Source organism: Streptomyces sp. NPDC033229 (assembly GCF_055576875.1).
Genome location: NZ_JBVIQR010000096.1, coordinates 1 through 9,412, shown reverse-complemented (window position 1 = coordinate 9,412; position 9,412 = coordinate 1). Strand labels below are relative to the sequence as shown.

The window sequence follows — 9,412 nt, the reverse complement described above, 5'->3', positions numbered from 1 at the left end:
CTGTCGGGTACATCGCGTATCTCGGTGGGCCGCCTGTGATCGGCTTCGTGGCTGACGTCATCGGTCTACCCATCACCTTCGCCGCCGTGGCGGCCTTCAGTTGCGCGGGTATTGCCCTCGCCCGCCGTAACCCTGGCTGAAGTCATTCCACAGAGCACCGTCCTGCGCGGGAAGGACGATGGGGACAAGGTCTCATTGATCTTCGCGACAGGCCCAGCCTCCTCCGGGCGGGTGTCGTCACCGCCCATGTCGATGTTGGCGGCGGTGCTCTGGAAGATCAGTGTCCTGCTGCTGCCATACAGGGTGTCGTTGCCGCTGTCTTCGAATTTGCAGGTTCCGGAGGCGGCCCGGGGGGGGCGATTCAACGGGGGAGGTGAACCGCCCCGGTACCGGGCGGGCATCCGGTCTTCAGAATCTCATCCATTATGCCCCTTTTCCGAAACGGCGTAGACAGTGGCGCGAGAAGCAAAAGGGGTGGTACATGTTCCTGCTGCGCGCCCGTGATGCACGTTGTCGGAAGTCTGCCCCGCCTGTGCCGGCGTTCTGCTGTCCCGCGGCCACCGGGTTACCGGTGTCGCTGGCCCGAAGGCCCGGCGCGCAGCTGGGCCCAGGACCACGGCATCCCCGGCGCGCAGCGGGTGAGGCACCTGACCGGCCCCCAGCCCGACTTCCTCCTCAGCATCGTCAACCCATATGTCCTCAACCCCGCCGAACTGGCCGCCCCGGCCCGGTTGGCGGTCAACTTCCACAGCTCCCCGCTGCCCCGCTACGCCGGGGTGCACTCGACGGCCTGGGCCGTCCTCAACGGGGAGACGGAGTACGGGGTCACCTGGCACGTCATGGCGGAGGAGGTGGACAGCGGTGACATCCTCGTCCAGCGCCGCTTTCCCATGGACGAGGACGAAACCGCCCTGTCGCTCGGCGTGAAGTGCTACCACCACGGCCTCGACTCCTTCACGGCCCTGATCGACGCCCTGGAACAGGACCGGCTCGCCCCTCGGAAACAGGACGCGCGGGGCGGCGCAGCTACTACACCCGCCGCGACCGGATGCCCGGCGCCGGCCTCATCGGTGCCCACCACACCGGGCAGGAGGTAGCCCGCTGGTGCCGGGCTGCCCATGTCGGCAACGCGGCCAACACCTTCGGCCTTCCCAAGCTCCTGGCCGGCGGGACGGCCGTCGTCCTGGACGTGGCGGCCGTCCGCCCCGCCCCCGACACTGCCCGGCCGGACCGCCCCCCGGGCACCCGCGTGCCGGCTCCGGGCGACGCGGTGGCCATCACGACGGCGGGCGCCGATCTCCTCGTCACCCGCGTACGGCGGCTGGACGGCACCCTCGTTGCCGCCCGCGAGTGGGCGGCCGGCCTGAACTTCAACGAAGGAGACCGGCTGGCCCTCCCCACCCCCGAGATATGCCGCACGGCCGGCGCGATCGACCGCGCCCACTGCGTACGGGAGGCCTACTGGACCGCCGCCCTGGCCGCCGCCCGCCCCCTGCCGCCCGAGCCCACCGCCCGCCCTGCCCACGCCCCACGGACACAGCACTACATCCCGCTGCCCGCCCGCGCGGGCGGGCCAACCTGCACGGAGGCCGGCCGGCGGGATCTCCTGATCCGCCTGGCGGCGGGCTGGATCGCCCACGCGGCCCACCGGGGCGGCACGCCGCAGACGATCTGGTGGAGCACCCCTGCCGTACGGGCGGCAGCCGCCCCGCTTCCCGAACTCTTCGCCACCGCCGTGCCGGTGACCACGGACACGCCGACCCCGGCGCTGGCAGAGGCGGTCCGCGCGGCGGAACACCAGGGCACCTTCGCCCGTGACCTCCCATTGCGTCACCCGGGACTGGCCGCCGTGCCCTCCACCGGCGACGGCCTGCTCTTCGCCCTGGACACCGACGGCTTCCGGCACTTCCACCCCGAGACCCGCGCGATGGTCTGTCTGGACGCGCCGGGTGACCGGTTGCATCTGCTGACTCCCGGCCCTGCCACGGCCGACACCCTGGCCGCGATCCTGGAGCCCCTGCTTCCGGGCGACTCCTAGCACGGCGACCCTGGGTGTTCGGGTCATGCAGAACTCGTGACGCATCGCCCTTTCGCCTCGGGCGGGTTGTGCCTGGGCCGGGTGGACGCCGCGGAAAGTGCTCACCGTAGGGACGCCCCGCCTGTATGTGGTGTGTCGGTGTGGTTGGGATCGCTTCTGATCTGATGCTGTGTATGGGCTCACCTTGGCTGGAACCCAGGCAGGCACGGGCGTGCAACAGCCCCCGGACTCTTGGGCGTGGTAGCCGGGGGGCGTGCACTCGGCTGGTCAACGACGGTGATGCGCAGTACGTCACATGGCGGGCGGAAGGTCCGGAGATGGTCGATTCGGAGGTCGTGCACCGGTGAGGTGTTCGGTTCGGTCGGCGAGTGGTTGGGCGAGGTGGGGGTACCAGCCGCGGGCGACGGCTTGGAGCATCTCGGCGAGCGCGCACAGCTCCCCGACGCGGCTGGCGTCGGTGTCGAGGACGTCGGCGAAGGTGTCGCGGATGCGGGCGGCGACGGTGGGGACGGCGAGACTGGCGGCGTGCAGGGTGCCCGCATCGAACCCGACCGGGATCCGCCCCCAGCGTTCCCAGTCCAGGATCGTCAGCGGGTGGCCGGTGATGTTCGCCCATTGCAGGTCGCCGTGGCCGGTGGTGCGCTCGATCTCCGACGGCCCGGGGATGCCGAGGAAGTGCGGGAAGGCCCGTGCTGCCCAGCTGTCGCGGACCGTGACCCGCATCGCCCCTTCGGTCTTGCCCAGGGTGTCGAGGGCGTGGCGGAGGTCTGTCCACCACTGATCGGGCAGGCCCGGGTCGGTGACGAGGTCGCACCGGTGGGGGGAGACGACGGGTGTGGTGACCAGGTCGCTCAGCTCGGCTTCATAGGCGTAGCCGTCGGCCGTCCACGCGGTGACGGCGTACAGCCGGGGGCGCGGCACCTCACCGGGGACCAGCTGCTCGGCGCCGGTGGTTCCCTCGCCCGGTGCGCGCTGCGGTCGGCCGGCTTTGCCGGAGTCGACCCGCAGCCACCGGTCCTGTCCGGCGCGGGCGCCGATGGTGCAGCCCTGCCATCCCCAGGCGAGCGGCCGGGCCGTCTCGACGCCGAGGCGCCGGGCGGCTTCGTTGAGCGCGGCCTCCATCCGGGCCCGTGTGCCGTCATCGGGTGGCGCATACATCGGTGATCTCCCTGAGTCGTCGGGCGTCCAACGGTAGAGCGAGCGCGGCGGTGGCCTCGGCCCAGTTCGTGGGGGTGCTGGCGGAGAGGAGGACGACGTCCAGGCCCGGGGTTGACGCGGCGGCCAGCAGGCAGGCGCCGGCTGCCGAAATCCCGGGCCGGATCAGGTCGACCAGTTCCGGCGTCACCAGGCCCAGGAGGTCACCGCCGTGGAGCGGGGCCGAGCCGAAGGTGACCAGTCCGGCGGCGCGGGCCTGGACGAGGGTGCCCCGGCCGTCGAGGGCGTGGCGGATCGGGCGGTCCATGACCAGGCTCACCGGCTGCTGCAACGCCACGAGATGATGCCGCCCCGCCCCCGCGGCCTGCCGGGCGAGCCCGAGCAGCTCCCGCACGGTGAACACCGCGTGGTCGAGCCCCGACCAGGTCGCCACCCCGTACCCGCCGATCCGGCCCGCACGGGCGAGGTCTTCGAGCACGGCGAACGCAGCCCGGAGCCGGGTGTGTATGCCGGGGCGGTGCCGGTCAACCTGCTCGGGGTTGTGGACGAAGACCACGTCCGCGCGCCCGAGTTCCTCCACCGACCGTTCGACCTGCCATCGGACGAAGCCAGGGTCGAGGCTGTGGCCCACGGCAGCCTGGTCCTCGCCGAGCGCCCCGGCCGCCACCGCCTCCCGCCCCTGGGAGGAGGTGAAGAACCCCGTCTTCGTCGAGACCTTCACTGCGGGGAAGTCGGCGATCACCTGCCGGAGCAGGGGGTGGGCCTGGCCGTCCTGGTAGTTGGGCGCGGTGTCCACCCACGCCGCGCCGGCCGCGCACGCGGTGCGCGCCGCCTCCTCGACGGCGCGCACCCTGTACGTTCCCAGGCCCAGGGCCGCGCTCACCGGCCGGTCCCGGTGACGGCGGCGGCTTGGCCCTGCACGAGGGCCGTGACGATCTGGGCCACGTCTGTGACCGGCAGTGCGGCCTGCTCGGCGAGGTAGCCGAGCGCGACCGGCCGGCCGGGCATCAGGGCCTGCAGCACCGGCCGCGCCGCAGCGGCGAACTCCCACGCGGTTCCGGCACCAGCCAGCACCACCGTCCCGTCGTCCGGGCCGGTATCGAGGTGGGCGCGGGGGCAGGTCAGCCGGATGACGACGCCCGGGTCCGCCGGTACCCCGGTGATGTACGGCAGGGAGGTGCGGGGGTGTCCGGGGTGGGTGGTATCCACCGATGCCGCCCACCGCCCGACGAGGCCGGGCCGGTCCAGTTCAGCCAGCAGTTCCTTGCGCAGTTCCTCGGTGTAGGCGGTCTGGTCGTGGGCGGGGGCGAAGCGGGGGACGTCCTGGCGCACGGTGAGGCGGGTGCGCAGCTGGTCGACGATCCAGCCCAGGAGGTCGGCTCCGGTGCGCGGTCCGGTCAGCCCGAACGACAGGTGCAGCGACGGGGTGCCCTGGTCGGCGGTGACCGCGTGCCAGCACCCGCGGGGCACGTAGAGCAGGTCACCGGAGGTCAGCACCACCTCCTCGACCGGGTCGCCCGTCGGCTCCGGGGGGAACTCGACGTCGCGCCAGTCGGGGGAGGGGCGCGTGGGCCCGTACAGGCGCCACCGCTTGGCGCCGTCGATCTGGGCGACGACCACGTCGTGGTCGTCCCAGTGGGTGCCGAAGCCCTCGGTGGGCGTCCAGGAGGCGTAGGCGTTGACCTGGACCGAGGTCCGTACGAACCGCTCCAGGCCGTGTGCTGCCGCGGTGATGGGCGGGTGGATCTCTTCGGCGGAGTCCAGGACCAGGGAGGCCCCTTCCGTGAGGCGGGCGTGGAAGTCGGCGGGTAGGAGGCGGTGCCAGGAGGAGCCCCGCCGGTTGGTGACCGGCACGGCGTACCGCTCGGGAGGCAGGGCGTTCCCGCCGGCGGAGCCGCAGCCGGGGCGGTGCGAGCCGGTGCGTGGCCAGGATCGTGTTCAGTATGTCCCAGCTCAGCAGCGAGTCGAAGGCCCCGTCGGGGCCGCGGGATACGTGGTGGGAGCGGGAAAGCGTCTGGGCGAGGAAGGTCTCCCCGCCCAGACGTTCCGCCCACAAGGGCGTGTCGGTCATCGGGGTCAGGAACCGGTGTCGTTCGAGTCGGACTTGCCGCCGGTGTTGTCCGACGGCTGGTCGGCCCGGGTGCGGGCTGCGGTGATCCGCCGCGCGGCGATCAGCAGGCCCGAGCTGGGCTCGGCGGGCGTGGGTGTGGTGTGGTTGGCCACTGCATCCTCCAAAAGGGGTGGGGCGAGCGTGCGCGCCCCTTGGGTGACCCCGTCCTCCGGCGGAGGACGGGGAGTTGATGGGCTCCCGGTGCGAAGCGGTCTACGAGCCGTCGAGGGCGGTGTCCGGCATCGCGGCCGGGAGCGGTTCGTCGGTGCGGTCGAGGAGTTCGCCGGCTTGCTGGTGCAGCACTGCGCCGGGGCCGGCCAGGCCGGGGACCGCGAGCGTGAGCGCGGCTCGCACGGGGTGCCAGGAGATCCCGGCGTCGTGGTCGGCGGTCATCGCCCCGCCACCTCCCGGCGACCGCCGTCGAGGAGCGCCTGGAGGTGTCGGGCGAGCCGGTCCGCCCGGACCAGCTGGGGGCACTCTCCTCGCGGCGTGGAGAGCCAGTTGGCTGTTTCCGAGCCGCCCGCGGTACGGGGCAGTACCAGGTGGATCCCCGAGGAGAGCACCCGCACCCCCGGCACCTCGACCCGGGGGAAGGTGCGGGGCGGCACCAGGACGTACAGCTCGCCCCGGAGGTGGTCCGCCAGCACGGGGTGGCCGCCCTGGGGGGCCAGCCGCATGCGGTCGAGAGCCTCCAGTCCCGCTGTCATCGGCATGACGGCGACGGCGTCCCACCGCACCCCGCACGCTTCCCACCGGCACTGGTCATGAGCTCTGGCCCACGACCGGCGCTTGCGGGCATCCGGTGCCGCCAGCGCAACCCATCTCCTGCCCGACGCTTTCGACACTGGAGGCCTCCCCGCACTCGTCGTTCTGACCTGCCCCTCCAAAGAACCAGCGACGGGGCGGGGGGAGCGATGCCAGGCCGATGAAAGACCGATGTAAAACCGCGGCGGTGGGTGAACCATGGCCAACGCCGGGGCAATTGAGGGGCGGGAGCGGTACGGTCACCGCACCCGTCCGCGGATTCCGTCCGGAGCCCGACATGGCTGACCGCCGCAATCCCCCCAACGCCCAGCTGCGCGCCGTGCGCGAAGGCCGCTTCCAGATGAGCCGCCACGAGTTCGCCGCGCTGATCAACACCACGGGCCAGGAGATGGGCGAGGGCGTGTCCTGCGCCGCCCGGCTCATCGCGGCCTGGGAGGACGGAGACGTGGGGTGTCCCCAGCCGGTGTACCGGCGCATCCTGACAAAGATGACCGGGCGGACCATCCAGGAGCTGGGATTCCGCCCCACCACCCCAGCAAGGCCCGTACAGCCGGCCGACGGACCGTACGGGCCGGACCAGGAGGCACCGGTGCACAACCGCCGTGAGTTCCTGGCCGACGGTACGGGCGCCGTCCTCTCCCTCACCCTCCCCGCACCCGGCCCGGCGACCGCGCCCGGCTGGATCGGGGCCCGCGCCGTGCGCGCCGTCGACCAGGCCGTCACCACCCTCTACGCCCACGACCACGACCACGGCTCCGCCACCCTGCGCCGGGACGCCGCCACCGCCCTGCACACCGCCTACCAGTGGCTCCAGGACGGGACCTACACCGAGAAGACCGGCAAGAAGCTCCGCTCGGCGACCGGCCACCTCTCGATCGCCGGCGGGTGGCTGTCCTACGACTCCGGCCGCGCCGCCGACGCCCGCTCCCTGTACGGCGAGGCTCTGGCCGCCGCCCGGATCGCCGCCGACCCCGCCCTGGAAGCACACGCCTCGGCTGCCTGTCCCTGCTCGCCAAGGCCTCAGGGCGCCCCCGCGAGGCAATCTCCGCCGCCCAGGGCGCGCAGAGCGCGGTCCGCACCTACGGCTCGCCGCGCATGCTGAGCCTGTTCGCGATGCGCGAGGCCGGAGGCTGGGCCCTGATGGGCGATACCGCCGCCACCGACCGGGCCATCGTGCGAGCCCACCACCTCTACGCCAAGGGCCCGCGCGAAGAAGCCGACCCGGCATGGCTGGAGTTCTTCACCCCCGGCGAGCTGGCCGGCCTCGAAGCCCTCGCCCGCGCCGATCTCGGCCAGCACGAGCGGGCCGCCACCGGCGCCGAACAGGCCGTTCTCCTTCACGGCGACACCTTCGCCAGAAACCGCGCCCTGTACACCGCCGACGTCGCCATCCAACATGCCGTCAGGGACCAGCCGGAGCCGGAAGCCGCAGCCGAGGCCGCCGGACGCGTCCTCGCGTACCTCCCCGAGGTGCGCTCCGACCGCCTGCTGCAGTCCCTGCACAACATCGAGAGCGCACTCCAGCGGCACGACCGTGTACCTGCGGTCGCCGACTGGCTGGAGGAGTACCGCACCACCGCCAGCGCCAGCTAAAGGAGGAGACGGCAACCTTGAGCACCCGCACGGACGTGGTGATCCGCACCTACGGCCCCGGCCAGGTACCACCACTGCTCGACCTGATCGCCGACATCTGGGCCGACGCCCACCCCGAGCTGGTCGACACCCCCGGAGCCACCATCGCAGGCCTGTCCGTGCCCGCACTCCACCGGCAGATCAACGGCCACCTCGCCCACCCCGGCTTCGCCCTCGTCGCCGCCTACGCAGGCGGCACCGCCGTCGGCTTCGGCTATGCCTTCCCCTGCAGCGCCCGCTACTGGTTCGGCCCCGACCTCCTCGACCAGGTCCCCGAAGGCGCCCGCACCGAACGGCTGATGGGCCTGTGCGAGCTAGCGGTACGGCCACCGTGGCAGTCCCAGGGAATCGGCTCCCTGCTCCACGCAGCACTCCTCAAGACCATCAACCCCCGCTGGTCCTCCCTCCTCGCCCTCCCCTCCAACCAGCGCGGCAAGAGCCTCTACGCCCGACTCGGCTACGAGTACGCAGGCCCGTACCGCAACGAACCCGGCGGCCCCGAATTCGACCTGCTACTCCTGCACATCGATGACCAAGGCCACTGACAGGCCAGGCGCTGCAAACCGCTACAGTAAGTCGCCGGACGCGCCCTCGCGTACCTCCCCGAAGTACGCTCCGACCGCCCGTTACAGTCCCTGCACAACATCGAGAGCGCACTCCAGCAGCACGCGCGGATCCCCGCGGCCGCCAACTGGCTGGAAGAGAACCCCCTTTACCCCCGAGAGGGGCGTTCCAGCCCTACCCGGCACAGGGGCAGGCTCCAAACCCGTCCTGGTCAGCACGCCTGTGGGTTTCTGTCCTTTCCCGGCGGGCGTGCGGGTGCCAGTCCCGGACCAGGGCGGGCACTGTGCATCCTGGGGAGTTTCGGCCGGACGGGTGCATTAAAACCCCTACGCAGAAAGGGGGAGACACCGTTGAACGGGGGACAGGCATGACCCGGAAGAGCATCATCACCACCATGGAGAGGTTCCGATGGCAACTCAGTGCACCGACTGCAACGGGTCCGGTACCAAGCAGGTACAGCGCGCCCACAGCATGGAAGACAACCTGGGCGGTTCGGAGTACGAAGACGTGCAGTGCGGCACCTGCAACGGGTCCGGTTGGGTTGATTCCGGTAGCCGGTAATGAGTGAGCCCGCCTGCCCCGGTCCGCACCAGTTCTGCCGGGGGTGCAGGGGGGCCGGGGACGTCCACAGTTCCACTCTCTACGTGGGCCACTCGGGAATCGCTGGCAACATGACGGCTCCCCACCGATGCGCTCACTGCCACGGGCGGGGGTTCTTCTGCAAGCAGGAACCGCCGTGCTGGAAGCACGACGCTGAAACACCGGTCATCGGGCCGGATGCTCTTCCGCCCGTGTGACTGGGAGATGGCTCAGACGGGCCGGGTGGTGGTCACTTGAGGCCCCGATCGGTCGTGCATCGGGAACGACGAAAAGGCGCCCCCGGGTACCGGGTCGTGACCGGTACCCGGGGGCGCAGCAGTGGTGGCTTGCCACACCAGGACCCAGGCCAGCGATGGGCAAGCCATGTCGAGCGTTGCATTGGGGTATGAAGCCTGTGGCTGGCTCCGACCTGCCCGAACGTCGCGGATCTGCGCACCACGAGGGGAGGGACAGTAACGAGCTGGTGCGTGATAGCGGGGTGAGTGTCGTGCCTGGCTGGTGGCATGATCCGGCTGTGGCGATCACGATCAATCGGGCGGTACTGGCAC

10 protein-coding genes and 1 pseudogene are annotated in these 9,412 nt (G+C 71.7%); 5 read left to right on the top strand and 6 right to left on the bottom strand.

Annotated elements, in window-relative coordinates:
* The first annotated feature begins 638 nt into the window (after positions 1 to 638).
* Complete coding sequence (locus ACZ53N_RS35235; protein WP_469144836.1) at positions 639 to 1,097, top strand: formyltransferase family protein; 459 nt, start codon at positions 639 to 641, stop codon at positions 1,095 to 1,097.
* Positions 1,049 to 2,038: a DNA-3-methyladenine glycosylase gene (locus ACZ53N_RS35230; protein ID WP_469144835.1), complete on the top strand. Its 990-nt coding sequence runs from the start codon at positions 1,049 to 1,051 to the stop codon at positions 2,036 to 2,038. The genes ACZ53N_RS35235 and ACZ53N_RS35230 overlap by 49 nt, the downstream gene beginning before the upstream one ends.
* A 291-nt stretch (positions 2,039 to 2,329) precedes the next feature.
* Here the strand turns inward: ACZ53N_RS35230 and ACZ53N_RS35225 are convergent, their stop codons facing one another.
* The 6 genes and pseudogenes from ACZ53N_RS35225 to ACZ53N_RS35200 form a co-directional block, all read right to left on the bottom strand.
* Positions 2,330 to 3,196 carry a hypothetical protein gene (locus ACZ53N_RS35225; protein WP_469144834.1) on the bottom strand — a complete coding sequence of 289 codons (867 nt, stop codon included), beginning with the start codon at positions 3,194 to 3,196 and terminating at the stop codon, positions 2,330 to 2,332.
* Positions 3,177 to 4,076: an aldo/keto reductase gene (locus tag ACZ53N_RS35220; RefSeq protein ID WP_469144833.1), complete on the bottom strand. Its 900-nt coding sequence runs from the start codon at positions 4,074 to 4,076 to the stop codon at positions 3,177 to 3,179. The genes ACZ53N_RS35225 and ACZ53N_RS35220 overlap by 20 nt, the downstream gene beginning before the upstream one ends.
* A pseudogene (locus tag ACZ53N_RS35215) lies at positions 4,073 to 5,264 on the bottom strand (cupin domain-containing protein). The gene ACZ53N_RS35220 and the pseudogene ACZ53N_RS35215 overlap by 4 nt, the downstream one beginning before the upstream one ends.
* A gap of 5 nt (positions 5,265 to 5,269) precedes the next feature.
* On the bottom strand, positions 5,270 to 5,416 hold the full coding sequence (locus ACZ53N_RS35210; protein ID WP_469144832.1) for a hypothetical protein: 147 nt from the start codon (positions 5,414 to 5,416) through the stop codon (positions 5,270 to 5,272).
* Positions 5,417 to 5,516: 100 nt separating this feature from the next.
* Entirely contained in the window at positions 5,517 to 5,696 is a 180-nt protein-coding gene (locus ACZ53N_RS35205; protein ID WP_469144831.1) for a hypothetical protein, read from the bottom strand.
* Complete coding sequence (locus ACZ53N_RS35200; protein ID WP_469144830.1) at positions 5,693 to 6,016, bottom strand: hypothetical protein; 324 nt, start codon at positions 6,014 to 6,016, stop codon at positions 5,693 to 5,695. Before ACZ53N_RS35200 ends, ACZ53N_RS35205 begins: the two co-directional genes overlap by 4 nt.
* A 329-nt stretch (positions 6,017 to 6,345) precedes the next feature.
* On the opposite strand from ACZ53N_RS35200, the gene ACZ53N_RS35195 reads away from it, so the two are divergent.
* Genes ACZ53N_RS35195 through ACZ53N_RS35185 form a run of 3 tightly spaced genes read left to right on the top strand, consistent with a single transcriptional unit; the run spans position 6,346 to position 8,245 of the window.
* Complete coding sequence (locus ACZ53N_RS35195) at positions 6,346 to 7,170, top strand: hypothetical protein (RefSeq protein WP_469144829.1); 825 nt, start codon at positions 6,346 to 6,348, stop codon at positions 7,168 to 7,170.
* Positions 7,164 to 7,661 (top strand): hypothetical protein, encoded by a 498-nt coding sequence (locus tag ACZ53N_RS35190; RefSeq protein WP_469144828.1) that lies wholly within the window; start codon positions 7,164 to 7,166, stop codon positions 7,659 to 7,661. Before ACZ53N_RS35195 ends, ACZ53N_RS35190 begins: the two co-directional genes overlap by 7 nt.
* Positions 7,662 to 7,678: 17 nt before the next feature.
* Positions 7,679 to 8,245: a GNAT family N-acetyltransferase gene (locus ACZ53N_RS35185; protein ID WP_469144827.1), complete on the top strand. Its 567-nt coding sequence runs from the start codon at positions 7,679 to 7,681 to the stop codon at positions 8,243 to 8,245.
* The last annotated feature ends 1,167 nt before the right edge of the window (positions 8,246 to 9,412 follow it).